Consider the following 20499-nt stretch of genomic DNA (forward strand, 5'->3'; position numbering starts at 1 on the left):
GGGAATGCCATATCATCGGACTTTGAAAGCGACTGCCTTTGCGCTGGCCCTGCTGGGGCTTGGCGGGGCGGCCAAGGCGCAGGATGCCGTCAATCTGCGGATGACCATCTGGAGCGCCAACGAAGCGCATCTGAAACTGTTCAACGAGCTTGCGGCCGGTTTCAAGAAGGATCATCCGAATGTCAGCGTGACCTATGAATCGCTGCCCTTCGATACCTATACAACGGCGCTCACGACCCAGATTGCCGGCGGCAACGCGCCGGACATGGCCTGGATCTTCGAGACGACGGCCTACGACTTCGTCAAATCCGGGGCGCTCTATCCGCTGACGGAAACACTGAAGGCGACGCAGGGCTATAATCTGGAGGAAGTCAGTGCCGGTGCGACCGAGAGATGGATGCAGGATGGCGCTCTTTATGCCTATCCTTTCTCCACCTCGCCATTCGCGATGTTCGTCAACAATGACATCATCAAGGCCGCGGGTGCCAAGACGCCGGCCGAGATGATTGCTGCCGGCGAATGGACCTGGGACAATGCGATCGCCACCGCCTCGGCTGTCGGCAAGACCGGCAAGGGCGGCCTGATCGTCCGCGACTTCAACTATCAGAACTGGCAGTATCTGACCTCCGTCTGGAACGGCTGGGGCGCCTCGCCCTGGTCCGAAGACGGCAAGACCTGCAGCATGGCCGACCAGCCGATGGCGGACGCTTTGTCCTTCATCCACGATGCCATCTTCAACAAGAAGGCGATGCCGGGCCCCGGCGAAACGGTCGACTTCTTTGCCGGCAATGCGGCCATGACGATCACCCAGATCAGCCGCGCCTCGCTGCTGCCCAAGGAGAACCCCTTCTCCTGGGACCTCGTGCCCCTGCCGAAGGGACCGGCCGGAGAGTATGCGCTGATCGGCCAGGCCGGTATCGGCGTCATGCAGTCTGGCAAACATGCCGCGACGGCGGCGGAATTCGTCGCCTATATGACCAATCCGGAAAATTCGGCGAAGCTCAGCCAGTTCTTCCCCTCCGCCCGCAAGTCGCTGCTCAGTGCCGAACTTCTGAAGAAGACCAATCCGCTCCTGACGCAGGAGCAGATCGAAAAGGTCGTGATCAACGGCATTGCCACCGGCAGGGTCATGCCCGGCCATAGCGGCTTTGCGCAGATCCAGCAGGTGGTGCGGTCCAATCTCGACGCCATCTGGCGGCCGGATGCGGACGTGCCTGCCACGCTGCAGAAGATTTGCGGCCAGATCGGCCCGCTTCTGAAGCGCTGAGGAAAACCATCATGGCTGTCGCGCACCATCATCATCAAACATCGGGACAGACCGCCTCGCGGACGTTCTGGACCATCGCGCGGCGCGACAGCCTGGCCGGCTTCCTGTTCATCGCGCCGCAGCTGATCGGCATCATCACCTTCGTCCTGGTGCCGCTCGGGCTTGTCTTCTGGTATTCGCTGCACGAATGGAACGTGCTCGCCAATACCTTCACCTTTACCGGCACCCAGAACTACCGGATGCTGATCGAGGACACGAACCTCGCTGAAGTCCTGGGTGCGACGGCGATCTTCTCCGCGGGCCTTGTGGTGTTCAACATGTCGCTGGCCCTCTTGCTGGCGGTCCTGCTCAACCAGAAGCTCGCCGGCATCGCCCTCTTTCGCACGCTGTTCTTCTCGCCCGTCGTTGTCTCGCTGGTTGCCTGGACCATCGTCTGGGGTTTCCTCCTGCAAAAGAACGGCGGCATCAACGGCATGCTGCTGATGCTCGGGATCGAGGGTCCGAACTGGCTGCGCGAGGAGACCACGGCCATGATTTCCGTCATCGTCGTCCAGGTCTTCAAGAATGTCGGTCTGAACATGATCCTGTTCCTGGCCGCTCTGCAGGGGGTGCCAAGGGAACTGTACGAGGCGGCGCGCATCGACGGCGCCCCGGCTTTCAAGCAGTTCCGCCGCATCACCCTGCCGCTGATCAGCCCGACCATTCTGTTGACGTCGATCATCACGATCGTCGGCTCGCTGCAGGTCTTCGCCCAGATCGCCGTCCTGACCCAGGGTGGTCCCGGCCTCTCCACGACGGTGCTCGTCTACTATCTCTATCAGCAGGCCTTCCAGTTCCACTATTTCGGCTATGGCTCGACACTCTCCATTCTGCTGTTCGTGATCGTCGCCGTACTGACATTTGCCCAATGGCAGATGCGCAAGAGGATCGTGTTCTATGAAAGCTGATCTTTCCCCTCGCATGCAGGTGGTGCTGTACGGGCTGATGTGCGTGCTGCTCATCCCCTTCGTCTTTCCCACCTGGTGGATGGTGACGTCTTCGATCAAGCCGATCAGCGATATCTTCGCCTTTCCGCCGCAGCTGATCCCGAAGACCTTTGACTGGACAACCTATTCCAAGGTGTTTGAGCTGCAGCCTTTCGTCCGGCAATACTGGAACTCGGCCTATATCGCGGCCGTCGTCACCATCGGCACCATGGTCGTGTCGTCCATGGCCGGCTATGCCTTCGCACGGATCAGGTTTCCCTTTGCCAATACGATCTTCATGATCGTTCTGCTCGGTCTTTTGATCCCGTCCGAAGTGACGATCGTGCCGCTGTTCCAGATGTTCCTGAAGGCCGGAATGGTCAACACCCACTGGCCGCTGATCCTCGTGCCGATCTTCGGCGCACCCAGCGTCTTTGCCACTTTCGTCATGCGGCAGTTCTTCGTGACGCTTCCGGCCGAACTGGAAGAGGCGGCGCGTGTCGACGGGCTGGGCCGCTTCAAGATCTTCCGCAAGATCGCCCTGCCGCTGGCCAGGCCGGCGCTCGCCTCCGTTGCGATCTTCACCTTCCTTCACTCGTGGAACCTGTTTCTCGAGCCGATCGTCTTCCTCTCGAGCGCCGAGCAATTCACCCTGCCGCAGGCCCTCACGCAATATACCGACGCCTATGGCGGGCCGATGTGGAACATCCAGCTTGCCGCGGCAACCCTGACGGCGCTGCCCGTCCTCATCGTCTTCATCATCGCGCAGAAGCAGTTCGTCGAGGGACTGGCGCATACCGGCCTCAAAGGCTGAATACGGGATCACACCATGGCTCAGGTCACCCTTTCCGACATCCGCAAGAATTACAGCGCTGTCAAAGTCATTCACGGTGTCGATCTTGAGGTCGAGGATGGCGAATTCGTCGTGCTTGTCGGCCCGTCCGGCTGCGGGAAGTCCACGCTGCTGCGGATGATTGCCGGGCTAGAAACCATCACCGACGGCACACTGGCAATCGGCGGCCGCGTGGTCAACGATCTCGATCCGAAGGATCGTGACATCGCCATGGTGTTCCAGAGCTATGCCCTGTATCCGCACATGACGGTGGCGACGAATATGGGCTTCTCGCTGGAGCATCGCGGCGCCAGCAAGACGGAGATTGCCGATCGGGTCAGCTGGGCCGCCGGAATCCTCGGGCTCGATGCTCTCCTGGATCGCTATCCGCGGCAATTGTCCGGCGGCCAGCGCCAGCGCGTGGCCATGGGCCGGGCGATCGTGCGAAACCCGCAGGTCTTCCTGTTCGACGAGCCTTTGTCGAACCTCGATGCAAAATTGCGGGTGGTCATGCGCGGCGAGATCAAGTCGCTGCACCAGAAGCTGAAGACCACCACCATTTACGTCACCCATGATCAGGTGGAGGCCATGACCATGGCGGATCGGATTGTCGTGCTCAACGGCGGCAAGGTCGAGCAGATCGGCGCGCCGCTGGAGCTCTACGACCGACCGGCCAACCGCTTCGTCGCCGGCTTCATCGGCTCGCCCTCCATGAACTTCATCGAGGGAAAGATCACCGCACAAGGCTTTGACGCCGCCGGTGCCCTCCTGCCATTGCCGGCCTCAGCGAAGAACCATGGAGGCCGGGCGGCCACTTTCGGCATTCGTCCCGAACATCTCCTTCTCGATCCGGCAGGCGTGAAAGCGGAGGTTCTGCTGGTTGAGCCCATGGGCGCCGAGACGCAGGTGACGATGAAGCTCGGCGATACATCCATCATCGGCGTCTTCCGTGAGCGTGTCGCGCTGGCGCCGGGCTCCATCATCGGCATTGCGCCGGATGTCGCGGCCATCCATCTGTTTGCCGCAGAAGGCGGCCGCCGCCTGGACTGAGCAGCGAAGACCGGCCTGCTTCAGCGGCAGGCGCTCTCGCAGTGCAGAGGACGCGCCGGCCATCGGCGCATCCAAAGCAAAGCCTTCGGCATTCACACCTCGTCGCCGGCGCCGGACGTGCCGAAACACTCGATCAGCATATCCGTCAGCACCCTGACCTTGCGTGACGGATACTGGCTGGGCGGCCTGACGACGAAAATCGCGGCCGGCGGGATCGGATGATTGGTCATGATCGGCACCAGCCCGCCGGAGGCGACGTGGTCGGCCACGAGCAGATGCGGCACATAGGCGATCCCGAGCCCATCGAGCGCCGCCGCAACGAGCGATACACCGTTATCGGTAACGAAGCGGCCGCGCGGCCGGATCGAGACGATCCTGTCATCCGCCATGAACTGCCAGATTTCGCCGTGGCGAAAGACAGCTTCGTGATCGGTGATCTCGTCCGGCGCCATCGGCGCGCCATGAGCCTCGATATAGGCGGGGCTTGCCACCAGCGCGCCGTATATCGGTCCGATGCGCCGCGCCACAAGGGTCGAATCCGGCAGGTAGCCGACACGGATCGCACAATCGAAACCCTCGCCGACAAGATCGACAAAGCGGTCGGTATAGGAGGAGTCGATCTGCAGGTTTGGATGTCGCCGTGCCATGTCGGACAGAACCGGCGCGAAATGCGTCGGTCCGAATGTGAGGGGCGCTGCGACGCGGATGCGGCCCCGAAGCTCGCCGGCCGGCAGAATGGTCTCGCGAGCCACATCCAGTTCGGCGGAGATCCTTGCGGCATAGTCCCTGAAGGTGGCGCCCGCTTCCGTCAGCGCTATTCCACGCGTCGTCCTTGCCAGCAACTGCACGCCAAGCTCCGCTTCCAGCTGGGTGATCCTGCGGCTGACCATCGACTTGGACAGGCCGAGCCTCAGCGCCGCCGACGATACCCCGCCCGCATCGGCTACCTCGACGAAAATCCTGAGATCTTCAATCTCCACTACGCGTTCCTCTTCTTGCAACTTCGCGTCACGAAACCGGCGGCTATCGGGCTGGGCGAGAGAATGTCACGGTCTCATGGCCTGCTTCCGAAAATGCTTCGGGGGCGGGCAGACACGCATTTCGCCACAACGAACCGCCAACCTAGGATACAATCCATGACCTTTCGTAACGGCCTCGATTCTCTGCTTCGGCCCGAGGATTCGGTCCTCGTTCTGATCGATCACCAGCCCTATCAATTGACCAATCTCAATAGCCACGATCCGCAAGCGATCGTCAACAACGTGACAGCCCTTGCCAAGCTGGCAAAGGCCTTCAACGTCCCGACCATCCTCACCAGCGTGATCGCCGATCGCGGCGGCAAGATCTTCAAGCACATCACCGATGTCTTTCCCGGCCAGGAGGTCATCGACCGCACCTGGGTTAATACCTGGGAGGACGAGAAAGTGGTCGAGCTGGTCAAGGCGACGGGCCGCAAGCAGCTGATCATTGCCGGTCTGTGGACGGAAGTCTGCGTGGCGATGCCGGCCATCCAGGCCGCCGGCGAAGGCTGGGACGTGACCGTCATTACCGACGCCTCGGGCGGAAGTTCGCTGGAATCGCACCAGGTCGCCATCCAGCGCATGATCGCGGCCGGCGTCAACATGATGACCTGGATGGCTTTGGCGGGTGAGTGGCAGCGGGACTGGGCACGGACCGAGCATGTCGAGGAACTGACGGAAGTCCTGATCTCTCACATGAGCGGCAGCGGCATTGCCTATCTCTGGGAGCAGCAATTGCTGAACACGCCGACCCCGACGAGCAAGGGCGGTCTTTGACGCGACGGCGGGGGTGGTGCGGCAGACAGCGATGACCTTCAGAGGGGGCCATCCATGCTGTCGTCGGCATCGCCCTCGCCGGCAATGACTGCCGGTGGCGGCCAAACGTGATCACGGAGATCCGATCTCGGTGTTCAACGACATCGGCTTCGAGCCGCCCTTCGGAAGTCCGAAGAGGCGTCGCACCGCATTGAGAAACGCGCCATAGGGGCGGCCAAGCACCAGCATCATGACGGCCGCGCCGAGAATGCCACTGAGCAGGCCGCCGCCTTCGGCGCCACTGATGGCAATGATGGCCGCATAGATCGGCACCTGAAACGTCATCAGGGAGAGGCTGTCCCAGAAGAGCTGCGACATCGTGGTATCGCCGGCGCGCTTCATCATCCAATCCCGCCACAGGCCGTAGGGCCTTGCCACCGGAACCATGAGCACGGCGCCGAGGAGCCGGGCATTGCAGACTTCCTCCCAGCTCATGCCGGCAATGAAACGCTCATTGAGCGCGCCGGTTGCCGTGAAGAAGATCAGGAGCGCCACCGTATCGGCGATGAATGAGCGGCGACGCAGGGACCGACCCGATAGGCGAGCCTCTGCTGCATCGCTGCCGGGCTGCCTATCTGCAGACTTGCTTGGAGACTGGGTGATGGTAACCTCTCTATCGACGAATGCGGACTTGTCTCTTGCGACTTGTCTCTTGCGACTGGCCAAGCGCGACTGGCCAAGCGCGACTGGCCGAGTGCGATCGGCCGTCGGCGTGCCTTGGAGACAGGGTAACGCGGATAGCCTCCATTAGGTGTTGCTTTTTTCGAGACAGACTATTGCAGTTTGCGCGACTATCCAGCGAGGAGCTGCAAGGCTACCTATCATGTCGGCGTCGGAGGGATGTTCAACCGAGAAGCGTCGAAGGAGCGAAAAAGGCGCCGCCGGCTGTTGTCGGTCGTTGAGGCGGCCGGAATTGAAAGGCGAGTGCATGGCTGACGTGAGCCTGGGACAGACGATCGGTCCTGCTATTGTTCTGATGGGAGCGGCCGTCGCGGCAGTGCCGTTGTTTCGCCGTCTCGGCCTGGGTTCGGTGCTGGGTTATTTCACCGCCGGCGTCCTGGTCGGACCGTCGGTGCTTGGCCTGTTTACCGATACGCTGTCCATCCTGCATTTCTCCGAGCTCGGGGTCGTCATGTTCCTGTTCGTGATCGGACTGGAATTGCGCCCGCAGAAATTATGGTCCATGCGCGGACAGATTTTCGGCCTCGGCCTTTTGCAGGTGGCGCTGGGCATTGCCGCGCTTGCCCTGACGGGGATGCTGGTTTTCGGCCTGTCCGCCCCCGTCGCCTTCATTGCCGGCGCCGGTTTTGTCCTCTCCTCGACGGCCGTTATCATGTCGGTGCTGCAGGATCGCGGCGAGGTTTCCACGCCTGAGGGGCAGCAATCCGTTTCCATTCTTCTCTTCGAAGATCTGATGATCGTGCCGCTCCTGGCGGTCGTGGCCTTTCTCTCTCCCCTGTCGGACGGCCAGGCCGGGTGGACGAGCATCCTCCTGGGTATCGGCGCTCTGCTTGTGCTGATCGGCGTGGCAAAGTGGGGACTGAACCCGTTCTTCGCCCTCCTGGCACGGGCGCGAACCCGCGAGGTCATGTCGGCCGGCGCCCTGCTGGTGGTGCTTGCGGCTGCCTGGCTTATGGATATGGCCGGGCTTTCCATGGCGATGGGCGCTTTCCTTGCCGGCGTCATGCTGTCGAGCTCGAGCTATCGGCACCAGATCGAGAGCGATGTCGAGCCGTTTCGCGGCCTGCTGATGGGGCTCTTTTTCCTGGCCGTGGGCATGTCGCTCGACCTTTCCGTGGTTGCCGCCGAATGGCTGCTTCTTCTGGCCATGCTCTGCGCTTTCACTCTGGCAAAAGGCCTCGTGGTCTTCGGCGTTGCGCGTGTCTTCGGCAGTTCCGTGCACGACGCGATCCATCGAACCTCGATGTTCCTCCAGGGCGGCGAATTCGCCTTCGTGCTTTATGCGGCTGCGGCGACAGGCGGCGTCATCGATGCGCGTGCGAATGCCGTCTTCACGACAGTGGTGATTTTTTCCATGGCGTTGACGCCGCTCCTGATGATCGTGGCCGACCGTTTCCTGCGCAGCGCACCGCAGATGCATGGTGTGGAAGCCGCGCAAAATCTGAGCGGCCGGGTGCTTATCATCGGCTTTGGCCGCTTTGGACAGATTGCCTCGCAACTCCTTCTGGCAAAGGGGGTCCACCTGTCGGTCATCGATTCCAATCCCGACCGGATCCGTGAGGCAGGGCGTTTCGGCTTCAAGGTCTTCTTCGGCGATGGCACACGGCTCGATACGCTGCACCATTCCGGCGCCGGTACGGCCGATGCGCTGATCGTCTGCATCAATGACCCCAAGGCTGCCCTCCATATCGTGGAGCTGGCGCAGCACGAATTCCCCCAGGCCAAGATCCTGGTGCGAAGCTACGATCGCGGTCATGCGGTCGAGCTGATCCGCGCCGGCGTGGATTTCGAGATCCGCGAAACCGTCGAATCCGCCTACCAGATGGGCGCGGCCGGCCTGCGCGCGCTCGGCTTTGCCGAGATAGAGGTCGAGGAAGCGGCCGAAGACGTCCGCCGCCGCGACTATGAGCGCCTGTCCGAACAGGTGCAGGGCGATGCCATGTCGGGTGCGGGCCATCTGCATGTCCGGCCCGTTCCCGAACCGCTCAGCGGTGCCAGAGCCCATCAAGCGAGAGCTTGAGCCCGAAGAGGTCCTGCAGCGAGGCAGATAGCCCGGCGCGGGATCCAGAGACGATCATCACCCCGGCATTGGCCGCATGGCGCGTTCCGGGACACGAGCAGCAAGCAGGGCGCCGCGTGCAAATCCGCGCCTGGCAAACAAGGAAAGGCGACCAGACATGAGTTGGAACCCGGCAATCGAACCAGGCTGTCCTGATGAGGTCAGCAGCGATGCAATCGAAACCCTGATCATTCCCCGTGCGCGCGACATCGGCGGTTTCGAAGTGCGCCGGGCCTTGCCGGCGCCGAAGCGCCAGATGGTCGGCCCGTTCATCTTCTTCGATCAGGCTGGACCCGCCGAACTGCTCACGGGGCAGGGCATCGATGTCCGGCCGCATCCGCATATCGGCCTTGGAACGGTCACCTATCTCTATCGCGGCGATTTTCATCACCGCGACAGCACCGGCGCCGATCAGGTGATCCGGCCGGGCGAGCTGAACTGGATGGTCGCGGGCCGCGGCGTATCGCATTCGGAGCGCACGACCGCCACTGCGCGCACCGGCCCGAACAGCCTCTTCGGGATCCAGACCTGGCTCGCCCTGCCGGACAGCCACGAGGATGTCGATCCGAGCTTCGAGCACCACGGCAAGGCGTCCCTGCCGGTCATCGAGGACGGCGGAACCACGGTTCGGCTGATCCTCGGCACTGCCTATGGCGAGGTCGCGCCGGCCACCATGTTCTCCGAAACCTTCTATGCCGATGTGACGCTGGAGAGCGGATCGCTCTTCCCGATGCCGGACAACCATGAAGATCGGGGCATCTATATCGTCGAGGGATCGATCTCGATCGCCGGTCAAAGCTTCGAGGCGCCGCAGATGATGGTGTTCCGTCCGGGCGACAAGATCACGGTCGCGGCAGGCGAGCGCGGCGCGCGTCTGATGATCCTCGGCGGTGCGACGCTTTCCGGCCCGCGTTATGTCTGGTGGAATTTCGTTGCGTCATCCAAGGAGCGCATTGAAGCGGCCAAGGCGGAATGGCGGGCCGAGAACTGGGGCAAGGGTCGCTTCGATCTGCCGGCCGATGACCGCGACGAGCACATCCCGCTTCCGGATTGAGGGTCCGGGCGACCGCGTCCGGCAAGCGCGACCGGTTCGCCCAGACCGTCATCCCTTCGCCCTCTTTCTAAGATTGGATATCCCATGAGCAGCAAATGGCCTCCCCTCGATTATCTCGGCTGGCGCGAAACGTGCTCGGCCTTGCATCTCTACCTGCAAGTGGTCGGCAAATATCGACTGGCCCATACCCCCTGGCTCAATCATTCATGGAACGCGACTTTCTATGTCACGCCGTCCGGTCTGACGTCCTCGCTTGTCCCTGACGGCCCCGGCATCGAGATCGCGTTCGATTTTCACGATCACCGCGTCTCGGGCACGAGTGGCGACGGGCGCAAGGCCTCGTTTGCTCTGCGCGCGATGACGGTTGCTGAGTTCCATGCGGCCTTCATTCGGCTGATTTCCGAGCTTGGAGGAACTCCGGATTTCCACGGTCAGCCGAATGAGGTGGCGGATCCGGTGCCCTTTGAGGAGGATCATCGGGACCGGCCTTACGACCGTGAAGCCGTCCAGAGATTTCATCGGGCCCTGATGGCCATTGACGGTGTCTTCAAGACGTTTCGGACGTCCTTTCTCGGCAAGTCCAGTCCGGTACACCTCTTCTGGGGGAGTTTCGACCTGGCCGTCACGCGGTTCTCCGGTCGTCCTGCGCCCATCCATCCCGGCGGTGTTCCGGCCCTGCCGGATGACGTAGCGCAGGAAGCCTATGATCACGAAGTGTCGTCAGCGGGCTTCTGGCCGGGCGGCGGCGGCATAGACTATCCAGCTTTCTACGCCTATGCCTATCCCGCCCCAGGCGGCTTCCGGGCGGCGTCCGTCAAACCGGATGCGGCTTTCTGGCATGAGGGTCTGTCGGAGTTCATCCTGCCTTATGAGGCGGTACAGACCGCAAGCGATCCGGATGCAGCGCTTCTCTCCTTCCTGGTCTCGACCTATGAGGCGGCCGCAGAGCTGGGTGGCTGGGACAGGGATCTGCTCGAATGCAGCCATGGCGAGCGCGGCAAGGTGCGCGCGCTGAAGGCCAGACCCTCACCGGCTGCGCCATCGGCGGTTGCCGGCGAGGTCGAGCGGGAGGATGGTGCTTCCAAGGGTCGCTACCGCCTCGTCATCGACGGCGTCGAAGCAGAGATGACCTATAGCCGCGCCGGCGAGCAACTCATCATCATCGACCATACGGATGTGCCTGCCGCCTTGCGGGGCCGAAAGGTCGGGGAACGCCTTGTTCGTCAGGCGATCGAGGATGCACGGCGCGACGGGGTCTCGATCATTCCCCTTTGCCCCTTTGCGAAAGCCCAGATCGATCGTCATCCAGAGTGGCAGGACGTGCTCCGCAAGTGAAGCGGCCGGCGGCAAGGGAGGATGATATGGCTGACGAAAGCAATCCGCTGCGGGATGCGGACAGGATCCTGATGGCGGCTGTCGACGATGCGATCGAGAATGCGGCGCGGAGTGCCGGGCATCATTTTCGGGGTGGAGATGATACCCGCTCCCGGCAGGACTATTTCGCCGATGGCGTCATGCGCCATCTGTTTCTGCGCCTTTGCGGGGCTGACCCCGCGACGGCGGCGGGTGGAGATCCGGAGATCGCCTGGAAGATCCTCTATGCGGGGCGCAACGTGGCGCGCCACTGGGAAAGGGAAGGCGAAGACCGCAAGACCGTGCGGAGAAAGAGGGAGCGGAGCGAGGATCTCGACAGGGACCGGAGCGAGCGTCGCGAGCTTATCCGCTCCGCCCAACATTATGCGATGACCCTGGTCGTGCAGGCCCTGGCGGATCAGGCGCGGCTATCCGACCCGCAACTTGTCGAGCGGCTGGAGGCGGCGATCGATGCACGAGCCGCAAAGCTCGGGATCGTTTCGGAAGCGGATGCGCTCTTTATCAGCAGCGCGAAGGACTATGTGTCGCTCCTGACCCAGACAAGGGAACAGGGGGCGGCAGAGCCCGACCATCAAGCGATCACGGAGTGACATGTGACTGACACTTGCCCGGTACCCACGCCGACAGAGCGACGGATCGCGGAGATCATCATGCGGGCGGACAGGACGCTCGCCGATGCCGTCGCCTTGTCGCTGGAGGCCGCCACGGCGCAGGCCGCGGCGGAATTGAGAGCCATGGCAGAAGAGGGCTCGGCGCCTGCGCTGGAATATTTCGCCAGCGTCATTCATCAGAGGATGTATTGCCTGATGTGTGGCGCCGATCCCGATACATTCAAAGGAGGCGATCCGAAGATCGCCTACCATGTCATCCGCAACAGCCAGAACATTGCCAAGCATTACTGGTCCGCTGATATCGAGCCTTATCCGGAACCATAGAGGATGGGCCCCGGGCTCGTGAGCTGCCTCCGCAGCTCGGGCCGGGAGCAGGATCAACGCGGTTCGAGCGTCATCAGCCCGCCACCAGCGGCTTCCAGCCTGCGCAGATAGAGCGCGGGCTCAATCAGCTGGTAGGGGAAATAGAGGCCGGGCGAAGCGGGTTCGCGCCCGTCAAGACCGGTCAGGCGCTCGAGGATCGTGGCGACACCCATGGCCGTCAGCGGCGCTGCGCCACCCGGATGAAAGACCGCATGGCGTGTCTGACGCGCCCGGCCGTCATGATCGGTCCCCGACACTGCGATCACGATTTCCGTCGACTTCGGCTCGCCACGGCGGCGGGACGAGCTGACGCCGGTGGCGAGATCGAACTGGACGTCGCCTGCGCCGGTCGCGGTTGCCAGGCCCACGACATCGATGGACGAGAAGCCGGAGCCCTTGATTTCCGTGCCGTCGATGGCGTGGAAGGTCGCCTCCGCATCCTCGCCCTGCCGCCAGATATAGGCGCCGTCGCGGCGTGTCAGCGCAGCCGGCATCATCTTCGACAAGCGTTCGAAGTCCTCTGCAACAGCGGGTCCTCCGCCATCCTCTTCATCGACGAGGGCGCCGATCTTGATTGTAGCGACATGTCCGAAGCTCTTTGCGACCTCAAGGGTCGGGATGGTGGTCGCGCCGACGAGCCATTCATAGCCGAGAACCACGGCAGACGTCCGGGGCCTGTGCATGAAACTCCCGATTTCCGGTGCGATCTCGAAAATGCCTGATGAAATGCTGAGATGCGGCACGTCGCGCGCCTGGGCGAAACGCAGCCCCGCAAGGCGGTTATCGGCGTAAAATACCGCAACGGCTCCAACCTTGCGATCGCCAAGGCCCAGATCCTCAGCCTTGAGATCCAGTTGCACCGCCTCGGCATTGCCAAGCTCCTCTGCCACGGCCCGGGCTTTCTCCATGTCCCGTCCGGCAATCAGAAACGGCAGATCGGGATGCAGGCGCCGCAACGTCGTTGCGCTCAAATGGCCGATCGCGCCCGAACCACCCATCATGAGGATTGGATTGACGTGCATGGCTTCTTCCTTTCCGTTGATCGATAAGTTACCATTGGTAGGTTTCTACTCATACCTACTTTTAGTAGGTTTGGCAACAGGGGCGTGATCATGGAGCAAAGCGGCATCAGCGAGCGGCAGGAAAAGACGGGCAAGAGGCTCTCCAAAGCCGAGCGGTATCAGCAGCTTCTCGACACCGCTCTGGCGATTGTGCGCGACGAAGGCGCCGACCGGCTGACCCTTGGCTACCTCGCGTCCTGCGCGGGCGTTTCGAAGCCGGTGGCCTATGATCATTTCAAGACCCGCTCGGACCTGCTGATTGCCCTCTACCGGTGGATCGACACCCGCAAAGTCGATGCTTTTCGAGACGCCATGGCGCGCGGTCAGCACAGCGCTTCGCAGACGGCGGAACTGCTTGCCTCCGCCTATATTCAATGCGCCGCCGATATTGACGGCGAATTCCATGCGATCGGCGCAGCCCTGGCCGGCAGCGAGGAAAAGGCCGCTGTGTTCCAGGAACTGCTCGGCCATAGCGTGGCGATGTTCGTTGCCGTTCTATCGCCACACAGCCCTCTGCCGCTTCCGGCGCTGAAGAACTGCTGCATCGGCCTTGTCGGGGCCGGTGAGGCCCTTGCAGCAGCGCGCCTTCGCGGCGATTGCGATGAGCAAGAGGCCATCCGGACCTTCGCCGGTATCATCGGTGGCGCCGCCATTGCAGCGCCGCCGGGTGCGATCAGACAGCCGAAGCCGGAGTGAGAACCTCCCGTCGGGGAAATAGCACCGCCTTCTCCTGTGTTCTTGCGCCGGTGACGAGGATGGGCTGCGCATAAGCGAGCGGCAATGGAAGCCCGAGTTTGGCATGCAGTTCACCGGCGGCCCGGGGAATGAAGGGAAGCAGGCAGCGCGCCACGACCGCGAGCCCATGCACCTGTTCTGCCAGGCATTGGCCGAGCCGATGGCGAAGCCGTGCCTGTTCATCCTCTTCGAGACCGCTGGAAAGCGCCTTTGCATCGGCCCAAGGCGTCTTGCTGGTGAAGACCCGGTTGGCGTCACCCAGATAGGCGAAGATCTCCGCCAGCCCGACATGCAGCTCATACCTATCGAAGGCCTGGTGAACCTTGGCAGGCAGGGCGTCGGCCTGGCGCACAAGCGGCGTATCCGGGACGGCTGGTGTCAGGCCGCCAAAGGCGGTCGTCAGCAGCGCAAGCACCCTGTTTGCCAGATTGCCGAGCTGCCCGCCCAGTTCCCCGGACCAGGCGGCATCCAGTCTCTCCTCCGAGAAATCCCCGTCATCGCCCGATCGGATATGGCGAAGCAGGTAATAGCGCAGGGCGTCGGGGCTCGCATAGGCATGGATCAGCCGATCCGGAGCGATCCCGTTGCCGGCGGACTTGCCGATCTTGCGGCCATCCACCGTGAGATAGCCATGCACCAGAATGGAGGAGGGCAGCGGCTGGCCTGCGGACAGCAGAATGGCCGGCCAATAGACGGCGTGAAACTTCGAAATACCCTTGCCGACAATATGGATGCGCTCGTCGGACCCGTTCCAGTACGTCTCGAAGAGGGTCGGATCCGAGCCGTAGCCAAGACCGGTCAGGTAGTTTGCCAGCGCATCGAACCAGACATAGATGACCTCGTCGCTTCCCGGCACAGCGACGCCCCATCCACGGGCGCGCTCGGCGCTGCGCGACACGCTGATATCCTCCAGTCCGCGCCGAAGCAGGGCGGTTACCTCGTTGCGGCGGTGTGCCGGCGTGATCTCAAGCTTGCCGGACTCGATCAGTTGCAGGATGCGATCGCCGTAGCGCGACAGCCGGAAGAACCAGTTTTCCTCCCGGATGATCTCCAGCTCGACGCCGTGTTCCGGGCATTTCCCGTCGATGAGTTCAGACGGGTCATAAAATTGTTCGCAGCCGACGCAATAGAAGCCTTCATACGCCTTTCGGTAAAGATCGCCGCTGGCGGCACAGGCATCCCACAAAGCATGGACGCAGGCCTGGTGCCGCGGATCCAGCGAGGTGCGCACGAATTCATCATTGGAAATGTGGAGCTGCCGCCCGAGCCGTTCGAAACTGTCGCCGTTCGCTTCGACGAAGACTGCCACCGGCTGGCCTGCGGCCTCCGCTGCCCGGACATTCTTCAAGCTGTTATCGTCGGTTCCGCATTGAAAGCGGACCTGACGGCCGAGCAGCCGGAGATGGCGGGCATAGGCGTCGGCCTGCACCAGTTCGAGCGCAAAGCCGACATGGGGCGTGGAATTCACATAAGGGATGGAGGTGGTGAGGTAGGTCGTATGGGGTGTCATGGGGATGAGCCTCTCGAAGGATTTCGTCAATCCCCAGAGGCGGATCGCCAGAGAATAGCCGCCTCTAGGGCGGTCTCTGGTGTGCCGAACACGCACAAACCCGCCACGCTATAAGCGCGGCATCATCATTTCGACGGTGGAAAAGGTGCTGTTCATGGTCTCCTGCCTAGCAGTTGCAGCGCCGCTTCACAAGACCGACGTGGTTGCGCGGTGAGCAACACCGCCTTGCAGCTTTCGCTTCAGGCAGGAGGAGCGTCTCCTTTGCCGTCAGCTGCCGTCGCTGCCTTCCCCGGGAAAGCGCCAGTGCCGGGCCCTGGCTTCAGCCTGCCATAGCGCGAAGTAGCGGCCTTTTTCCGCCAGCAGCGCGGCATGCGTTCCGCATTCCGCCACGCATCCACGCTCCAGCACGAGGATCTGGTCCGCCCGCGCAATGGTGTGCAGGCGGTGGGCAATGACGATCACCGTCCTTTGCCGCACGAGGCCGTCCAGCGCCTGCTGCACGTCCCGTTCACTCTCGAGGTCGAGTGCGGCCGTCGGCTCGTCGAGCACGAGGATCGGCGCATCCTTCAGGAAGGCACGCGCGATCGACAGGCGCTGACGTTCGCCGCCGGAGAGCCGGGCGGCTCGTTCGTCGAGGCGGGTCTGCCAGCCATCGGGCAGGTTGTCGATAAATTCAAGGCAGCCGGCCGCCTCCGCCGCGCGAATGACCTGCGCCCGCGTGGCATCCGGCCGCGCCAGGCAGATATTCTCCCAGACCGTATCATTGAACAGATAGACATCCTGGAAGACGCAGCCGATCATGCCGGCAAGCCTGTCTTGCGGGATCTGGCGAAGATCGACGCCGCCTATGCTGATCTTGCCCTGTTCGGGATCGTCCTGCCGCTGGAGCAGGCGGATGAAACTCGTCTTGCCGGATCCCGATGAGCCGACGAGCGCGGTGAAACTCCCCTCCGGAATTTGCGCCGTCACCCCGGTCAGCACCGGCGGACGCGTACGATCATAGCGGAATGTCACATCCGAGACGGCGATGTCGTGGCGAAGGGGGACGGCCTGCGGCAGCCATTGCGGCAGGGGTTCTACGGTGGTGATGGCGTCGATCTCGGTCAAGGCGGCATCCATCATCGACAGGAGGGTGGTGAAGCTGACGACCGTGCCGAGCGGCTCCATGAAACGCGCGGTCATGACGGCGGCGGCAGCGAAAATCGCCATGTCCGACCCATCGGCGCCTTGCCGGGTCAGACACAAAGCGAGGACGCAGAACAGGCTCATCTCGACGAGGATGACGACCAGCATATTGCCAGTCCCGGTCTTTCGATGCTCCTGTCGCTGAAGATTTTCCATCTGGCGAAACTGGCCGCGCAGGCCCTCTGCCTTGTCGCCTTCGAGGCAGGCCGAGCGATAGGCGGGAAGGGCCTGCAGATAGTCGAGGATCGCGGCGTTCAAGCCGGCCTGGGCCAGGCCGAGCCTCAGTCTGGACGCGTCGAGCGCTGGCCGCTGCCAATGATAGAGCACAAGCACCAGGGGCACGATGCTCAGCAGGGCAAGTCCCAGGCGCCAGTCGAAGGCGCAGAGGGCGAGATAGGCAATGATGGGCGTGATCAGCGCGCTCGCAAGCAGGTTGGCAAGGGTGAGCGCGAAGCCGAAGATTTCATCGATGCCGCCGAGCAGGGTGGCGGTGACATCGCCCGAGCGGTGGTCGGAGATCGCCTTCTGCGGCATCCGGCGCAGCGACTCACCGAGCGACAGGCGAAGCTTATGACCGCAGCGCGTCATGGAGCCGCCGAAGTCGAAGCCTTGCGCCCGCCAGCGCAGCAGGGTCGCGATGACCGTGGCGCAGCCGAATATCGCGAGCCAGGCAAGAGGAGCATGCCCGTTTTCTCCGGTGACGAGGCTGGCCAGGAGCGGTGCGAGGGCGGCAAAGGCGAGCCCCTGGAAGACGGCGGAAAGGCACAGGTCGAAAAGGCTTTGCCGCAGCGCCGATGCCTCTTTTCCGGCATGCCGGCAAAGATGTGTATAGGTCCGTACGATAGGGATGGCGGCGACACGCGCCCGGATGGCGTTCAGCATGGTGCGCCGTCCCGCTCGCCTGCCAATGCCCAGTCGCGGGATGCCAGATGCGCGGCCCAGAGCCTCGAATAGGACCCCGCGGCTGCAAGCAACGCCTCGTGCGGGCCTGCCTCGACGATCCGGCCTTTTTCCAGCAACAGGATCTGGTCGGCCTGCGTGATGGTTGCCAGACGGTGGGAGACGACAATGATCGTCTTGTCGCGCCTGAGCCTGGCCAAAGCGCGGATCATCGCCTCTTCATGATCCGGATCGGCAAAGGATGTGACTTCGTCGAGGATAAGGATGGGCCGGTCCTGCAGGATGGCGCGGGCAAGACAAAGCCGCTGGCGCTGCCCGCCCGACAGCCGGGCTCCCAATTCGCCGAGCTCGGTCGCATAGGCCTGTGGCAGGCTGTTGACGAAATCATGCAGCTGAGCGGCCTTTGCCGCAGCGACCACCGCCTCGTCCGATCTATCCGAGGCGCCAAGGCGGATATTGTCGGCGATCGAGCCGGAAAACAGATAGGGCTCCTGAAACACGAAACCGATCCTGCGCATCAGGCTGTCGCGGTCGACCTCCCGAAGATCGACGCCGCCAATCCGGATGGTTCCGGAGGTGACATCCAAGAAACGGGGAATGAGACGCGCCAGGCTTGTCTTGCCGGCGCCGGAGGGGCCGACAAGTGCTGTCACCGTGCCGGGCCTTGCGATAAAACTGATCTGCGTCAGGGCGTCGGCACCGCCGGCGTAGCGCAGGCTCACTTCGTCGAAGACGATTTCGGCACGGGCGGGCACCGGCAGGGCGGCCGAAGCCGGCTGCGCCATCCTCTCGAAAGCGAGCACCTGATTGATGCGGGCGGCGTTGATCCGCGCCTTGTTGACCATGTGGTTCAACATCATCATCGGCAGAATGGCTTCCGCCATGCCGGCGCCGAGCAGCAGGATCATCAGGAAGCTTCCGAGCTCGACGGGCTCGCGGCTCGACAGGTGGAGCGCGAGGAGGAGCAGGACGAACAGCGTCGGCAAAGGGTTGAGCAAAGCAAAGGCGCTGCGCGCAGAGAGGCTTGCATCCCGATACCACTGCGTCACCACAGTCAGATAGGCGTCGAGCGCATGGTGATAGCGGCTGAAGCTCGTGCTGCCGCTGTCGAAGCTGCGAACCACCGGCATGGCCTGGATGAACTCGACGATGGCGGCGCTGACCGCCTCGCGCGCCTGGTTGTAGCGCGCGGTGATGGCGACATGATCGCGCATGGCAAGGCTCATCACCGCGAAACCCGCCAGGATCACGCCCGCGGCTGCCAGCGCGAAACGCCAGTCGAACCCCAGGAGAAGGAGGAAGGTCAAGGGCGGCAGGATATAGGCGCGACCCGCCAGGGGAATGCTGTCGGCGACCACGACATGCAGGGCCTTCACATCCTCGAAGATCACCTTGGCCAGCATGCTGGACCCCGTCTGTTCGATCCTGCCCAGCGAAAGCTCTGCGAGATGGCGGGTGAGACGCTCGCGAAGCATGACCTCCAGCCGGAACGCCGCCTGGTGCGAGACGTCGAATGCCTTCAGCCGAAGCAGGCAGGACAGGGCGAGCGCGACACCTGCCCCGAACGGCAGCCACGGCATGTCGCTCAAGCTCCCGGTCGCGGTGAGCGTCACCGCAAATCCGAGGAGGCCGAAGGCCGCAAGACCGAGCGCGCTGCCGAGAGCCGATAGCAGGATGGCGATCAGGAGCGGCCGCCGAACCGGGGCGACCAGAGGCCAGATGCGCTTGTCCGTGATTTCAGCCATTATGCGACCTGCTGCGGCAGGCCTTGCGCCGTGCCATGCCTGGAGGAATCGGTTCGGTAGGCAAGCGACAGGAGCGCGGCCAGAAGCGCCAGGATGGAAGCCAGGATGACAACGCCGCCATAGCCGATCGGGATCGCCAGAGCCGTTGCCGCCATCATCATGGAGATCGAGACGATCTGGCTGGCGGAGTTCTGCAGCGTGTAATCCGTCCCCGGACTGCGGGGTGAGCAATGGTCCATCATCAGCGTGGCGAGCACGGTGCTGGCCGGATTGTAGCTGCAGAAGAACAACAGGGCGGCCACGGTGCCCGACACGAGGCTTGTCCCGCCGAAGGCCGGAAGCGCCATTGCCGCAACGCCGAGCACTTGCAGGAAGGCGGCCGAGACGAGCATCCGGCGCCGCCCGAACCGGCCGACGAGCCACCCGGTCGCAAGCGCGCAGACCAGGCCGCACAGCGAACCGAGACCATTGACGACGAAACCCGTCTGTTCCAGCGGCCAGCCGCCATCCGTCAGCATCGGCGTCAGGATGCCATAGGCGAGACCGTTGCCGATGGGAAAGACGATCAGAAGCGCAATCCACAAAGGAGAAGGCAGGCTGCGCCAGAAGCTCCAGGCCCGTTTGTAGACATCCGGCATCGAGGCCTTTTGCAGGCCGGATGGCGGCTCGCGGAACCGCAAGAGCTGGAGGAGCGGCAGGCAGGTCGAGGCGGCCAGAATGACCATGCAGCCGCGCCAGCCCAGGAAGGGGTAGGCGACGAGCGTCGCGCCGCCGCCCAACAGATTGCCGATCAGCCCGCCGGCCACCTGTATGCCGTTGGCAAAGCCACGACGAGCGGGCGGGACAAGGCGGCAGGCAAGCGCATCGACCGCTATATCCTGTGTGGCCGAGGCAAGCGAGACGAAAAGGCAGAGCGCGTAGACGATGGAAAAATGCTCGATCACGCTGAAAAAGGACAGGATCAAAAGCGCCAGAACCATCAGCGTCTGCAAGAGAATGAGCCAGCCGCGATAATGACCGAACCGCCCGAAGCCAAACCGATCGATGAGCGGAGCCCAGAGAGGCTTCAGGGGCCAGACGAGTCCCAGCATGTAGATCATGCCGACTTGCGACAGCGGCGCACCGGCCTGGCGCAGAATTGCAGCCAGAGCGGTGACGAAAAAGCCGAGGCCGAGAAACTGCGTAATGTAGAGACTGCCGATCAACAGCCAGTCACCGCTACGGAGATCCTGCGGACCATCCCGGCCTGCCAGGGCGGACGCGAAAGCCATG

At 63.0% G+C, this 20499-nt stretch carries 18 protein-coding genes; 11 read left to right on the forward strand and 7 right to left on the reverse strand.

The window, feature by feature from the left end:
- The first annotated feature begins 4 nt into the window (after nucleotides 1-4).
- Genes QTJ18_RS03350 through QTJ18_RS03365 form a run of 4 tightly spaced genes read left to right on the forward strand, consistent with a single transcriptional unit; the run spans nucleotide 5 to nucleotide 4114 of the window.
- Nucleotides 5-1267, forward strand: a complete 1263-nt coding sequence (locus QTJ18_RS03350) for an ABC transporter substrate-binding protein (RefSeq protein WP_252752047.1) — start codon at nucleotides 5-7, stop codon at nucleotides 1265-1267.
- A gap of 11 nt (nucleotides 1268-1278) precedes the next feature.
- Nucleotides 1279-2214: a carbohydrate ABC transporter permease gene (locus tag QTJ18_RS03355; protein WP_252752046.1), complete on the forward strand. Its 936-nt coding sequence runs from the start codon at nucleotides 1279-1281 to the stop codon at nucleotides 2212-2214.
- Complete coding sequence (locus tag QTJ18_RS03360) at nucleotides 2204-3046, forward strand: carbohydrate ABC transporter permease (RefSeq protein ID WP_252752045.1); 843 nt, start codon at nucleotides 2204-2206, stop codon at nucleotides 3044-3046. Before QTJ18_RS03355 ends, QTJ18_RS03360 begins: the two co-directional genes overlap by 11 nt.
- Before the next feature lie 15 nt (nucleotides 3047-3061).
- Nucleotides 3062-4114, forward strand: coding sequence for an ABC transporter ATP-binding protein (locus QTJ18_RS03365; protein WP_252752044.1), 1053 nt, complete (start codon nucleotides 3062-3064; stop codon nucleotides 4112-4114).
- A gap of 92 nt (nucleotides 4115-4206) precedes the next feature.
- Here QTJ18_RS03365 and QTJ18_RS03370 read toward each other — a convergent pair whose 3' ends face one another.
- Nucleotides 4207-5094: a LysR family transcriptional regulator gene (locus QTJ18_RS03370; protein ID WP_252752043.1), complete on the reverse strand. Its 888-nt coding sequence runs from the start codon at nucleotides 5092-5094 to the stop codon at nucleotides 4207-4209.
- 156 nt (nucleotides 5095-5250) lie between these two features.
- Between QTJ18_RS03370 and QTJ18_RS03375 the strand changes: the two genes are divergently transcribed.
- Nucleotides 5251-5910 carry a hydrolase gene (locus QTJ18_RS03375; RefSeq protein WP_252752042.1) on the forward strand — a complete coding sequence of 220 codons (660 nt, stop codon included), beginning with the start codon at nucleotides 5251-5253 and terminating at the stop codon, nucleotides 5908-5910.
- Nucleotides 5911-6021: 111 nt separating this feature from the next.
- On the opposite strand, the gene alaE is transcribed toward QTJ18_RS03375, so the two are convergent.
- Nucleotides 6022-6444: an L-alanine exporter AlaE gene (gene alaE, locus QTJ18_RS03380; RefSeq protein WP_252752041.1), complete on the reverse strand. Its 423-nt coding sequence runs from the start codon at nucleotides 6442-6444 to the stop codon at nucleotides 6022-6024.
- 433 nt (nucleotides 6445-6877) lie between these two features.
- Between alaE and QTJ18_RS03385 the strand changes: the two genes are divergently transcribed.
- The 5 genes from QTJ18_RS03385 (at nucleotide 6878) to QTJ18_RS03405 (ending at nucleotide 12052) form a co-directional block, all read left to right on the forward strand.
- Nucleotides 6878-8650 carry a monovalent cation:proton antiporter-2 (CPA2) family protein gene (locus QTJ18_RS03385; RefSeq protein ID WP_252752040.1) on the forward strand — a complete coding sequence of 591 codons (1773 nt, stop codon included), beginning with the start codon at nucleotides 6878-6880 and terminating at the stop codon, nucleotides 8648-8650.
- A gap of 157 nt (nucleotides 8651-8807) precedes the next feature.
- A complete protein-coding gene (locus tag QTJ18_RS03390) occupies nucleotides 8808-9743 on the forward strand; it encodes a pirin family protein (protein WP_252752039.1) in 936 nt (311 codons plus the stop codon).
- A gap of 84 nt (nucleotides 9744-9827) precedes the next feature.
- Nucleotides 9828-11078 (forward strand): DUF5996 family protein, encoded by a 1251-nt coding sequence (locus QTJ18_RS03395; RefSeq protein ID WP_252752038.1) that lies wholly within the window; start codon nucleotides 9828-9830, stop codon nucleotides 11076-11078.
- 26 nt (nucleotides 11079-11104) lie between these two features.
- On the forward strand, nucleotides 11105-11707 hold the full coding sequence (locus QTJ18_RS03400) for a hypothetical protein (RefSeq protein ID WP_252752037.1): 603 nt from the start codon (nucleotides 11105-11107) through the stop codon (nucleotides 11705-11707).
- Nucleotides 11708-11710: 3 nt separating this feature from the next.
- On the forward strand, nucleotides 11711-12052 hold the full coding sequence (locus QTJ18_RS03405) for a hypothetical protein (RefSeq protein ID WP_252752036.1): 342 nt from the start codon (nucleotides 11711-11713) through the stop codon (nucleotides 12050-12052).
- A gap of 53 nt (nucleotides 12053-12105) precedes the next feature.
- Here the strand turns inward: QTJ18_RS03405 and QTJ18_RS03410 are convergent, their stop codons facing one another.
- A complete protein-coding gene (locus QTJ18_RS03410; protein WP_252752035.1) occupies nucleotides 12106-13113 on the reverse strand; it encodes an SDR family oxidoreductase in 1008 nt (335 codons plus the stop codon).
- A gap of 90 nt (nucleotides 13114-13203) precedes the next feature.
- Between QTJ18_RS03410 and QTJ18_RS03415 the strand changes: the two genes are divergently transcribed.
- Nucleotides 13204-13848, forward strand: a complete 645-nt coding sequence (locus QTJ18_RS03415) for a TetR/AcrR family transcriptional regulator (RefSeq protein ID WP_252752034.1) — start codon at nucleotides 13204-13206, stop codon at nucleotides 13846-13848.
- Here the strand turns inward: QTJ18_RS03415 and QTJ18_RS03420 are convergent.
- The 4 genes from QTJ18_RS03420 to QTJ18_RS03435 all read right to left on the reverse strand — a co-directional run bounded on the left by QTJ18_RS03420 (nucleotide 13826) and on the right by QTJ18_RS03435 (nucleotide 20498).
- A complete protein-coding gene (locus tag QTJ18_RS03420; RefSeq protein ID WP_252752033.1) occupies nucleotides 13826-15397 on the reverse strand; it encodes a methionine--tRNA ligase in 1572 nt (523 codons plus the stop codon). The two genes, QTJ18_RS03415 and QTJ18_RS03420, sit on opposite strands and share 23 nt — an antisense overlap.
- 267 nt (nucleotides 15398-15664) lie before the next feature.
- Nucleotides 15665-17464: an ABC transporter ATP-binding protein gene (locus tag QTJ18_RS03425; RefSeq protein ID WP_252752032.1), complete on the reverse strand. Its 1800-nt coding sequence runs from the start codon at nucleotides 17462-17464 to the stop codon at nucleotides 15665-15667.
- Nucleotides 17458-19227: an ABC transporter ATP-binding protein gene (locus QTJ18_RS03430; RefSeq protein ID WP_252752031.1), complete on the reverse strand. Its 1770-nt coding sequence runs from the start codon at nucleotides 19225-19227 to the stop codon at nucleotides 17458-17460. The genes QTJ18_RS03425 and QTJ18_RS03430 overlap by 7 nt, the downstream gene beginning before the upstream one ends.
- The gene (locus QTJ18_RS03435; protein WP_252752030.1) at nucleotides 19227-20498 is read right to left on the reverse strand and encodes an MFS transporter; all 1272 of its coding nucleotides are present in this window, start codon (nucleotides 20496-20498) and stop codon (nucleotides 19227-19229) included. Before QTJ18_RS03435 ends, QTJ18_RS03430 begins: the two co-directional genes overlap by 1 nt.
- Nucleotide 20499 lies beyond the last annotated feature (1 nt).

This window comes from Rhizobium sp. SSA_523, from assembly GCF_030435705.1.
In the GTDB taxonomy this organism is placed as follows: Bacteria; Pseudomonadota; Alphaproteobacteria; order Rhizobiales; family Rhizobiaceae; genus Neorhizobium.

What these genes read in the sequence shown, in the direction of transcription:
- QTJ18_RS03350 (WP_252752047.1), top strand. Translation starts at nt 5, where the DNA reads ATGCCATATCATCGGACTTTGAAAGCGACTGCCTTTGCGCTGGCCCTG.
- QTJ18_RS03360 (WP_252752045.1), top strand. Translation starts at nt 2,204, where the DNA reads ATGAAAGCTGATCTTTCCCCTCGCATGCAGGTGGTGCTGTACGGGCTG.
- QTJ18_RS03400 (WP_252752037.1), top strand. Translation starts at nt 11,105, where the DNA reads ATGGCTGACGAAAGCAATCCGCTGCGGGATGCGGACAGGATCCTGATG.
- QTJ18_RS03355 (WP_252752046.1), top strand. Translation starts at nt 1,279, where the DNA reads ATGGCTGTCGCGCACCATCATCATCAAACATCGGGACAGACCGCCTCG.
- QTJ18_RS03395 (WP_252752038.1), top strand. Translation starts at nt 9,828, where the DNA reads ATGAGCAGCAAATGGCCTCCCCTCGATTATCTCGGCTGGCGCGAAACG.
- QTJ18_RS03425 (WP_252752032.1), bottom strand. Translation starts at nt 17,464, where the DNA reads ATGCTGAACGCCATCCGGGCGCGTGTCGCCGCCATCCCTATCGTACGG.
- QTJ18_RS03390 (WP_252752039.1), top strand. Translation starts at nt 8,808, where the DNA reads ATGAGTTGGAACCCGGCAATCGAACCAGGCTGTCCTGATGAGGTCAGC.
- QTJ18_RS03410 (WP_252752035.1), bottom strand. Translation starts at nt 13,113, where the DNA reads ATGCACGTCAATCCAATCCTCATGATGGGTGGTTCGGGCGCGATCGGC.
- QTJ18_RS03415 (WP_252752034.1), top strand. Translation starts at nt 13,204, where the DNA reads ATGGAGCAAAGCGGCATCAGCGAGCGGCAGGAAAAGACGGGCAAGAGG.
- QTJ18_RS03375 (WP_252752042.1), top strand. Translation starts at nt 5,251, where the DNA reads ATGACCTTTCGTAACGGCCTCGATTCTCTGCTTCGGCCCGAGGATTCG.
- QTJ18_RS03430 (WP_252752031.1), bottom strand. Translation starts at nt 19,227, where the DNA reads ATGGCTGAAATCACGGACAAGCGCATCTGGCCTCTGGTCGCCCCGGTT.
- QTJ18_RS03435 (WP_252752030.1), bottom strand. Translation starts at nt 20,498, where the DNA reads ATGGCTTTCGCGTCCGCCCTGGCAGGCCGGGATGGTCCGCAGGATCTC.
- QTJ18_RS03420 (WP_252752033.1), bottom strand. Translation starts at nt 15,397, where the DNA reads ATGACACCCCATACGACCTACCTCACCACCTCCATCCCTTATGTGAAT.
- QTJ18_RS03385 (WP_252752040.1), top strand. Translation starts at nt 6,878, where the DNA reads ATGGCTGACGTGAGCCTGGGACAGACGATCGGTCCTGCTATTGTTCTG.
- QTJ18_RS03365 (WP_252752044.1), top strand. Translation starts at nt 3,062, where the DNA reads ATGGCTCAGGTCACCCTTTCCGACATCCGCAAGAATTACAGCGCTGTC.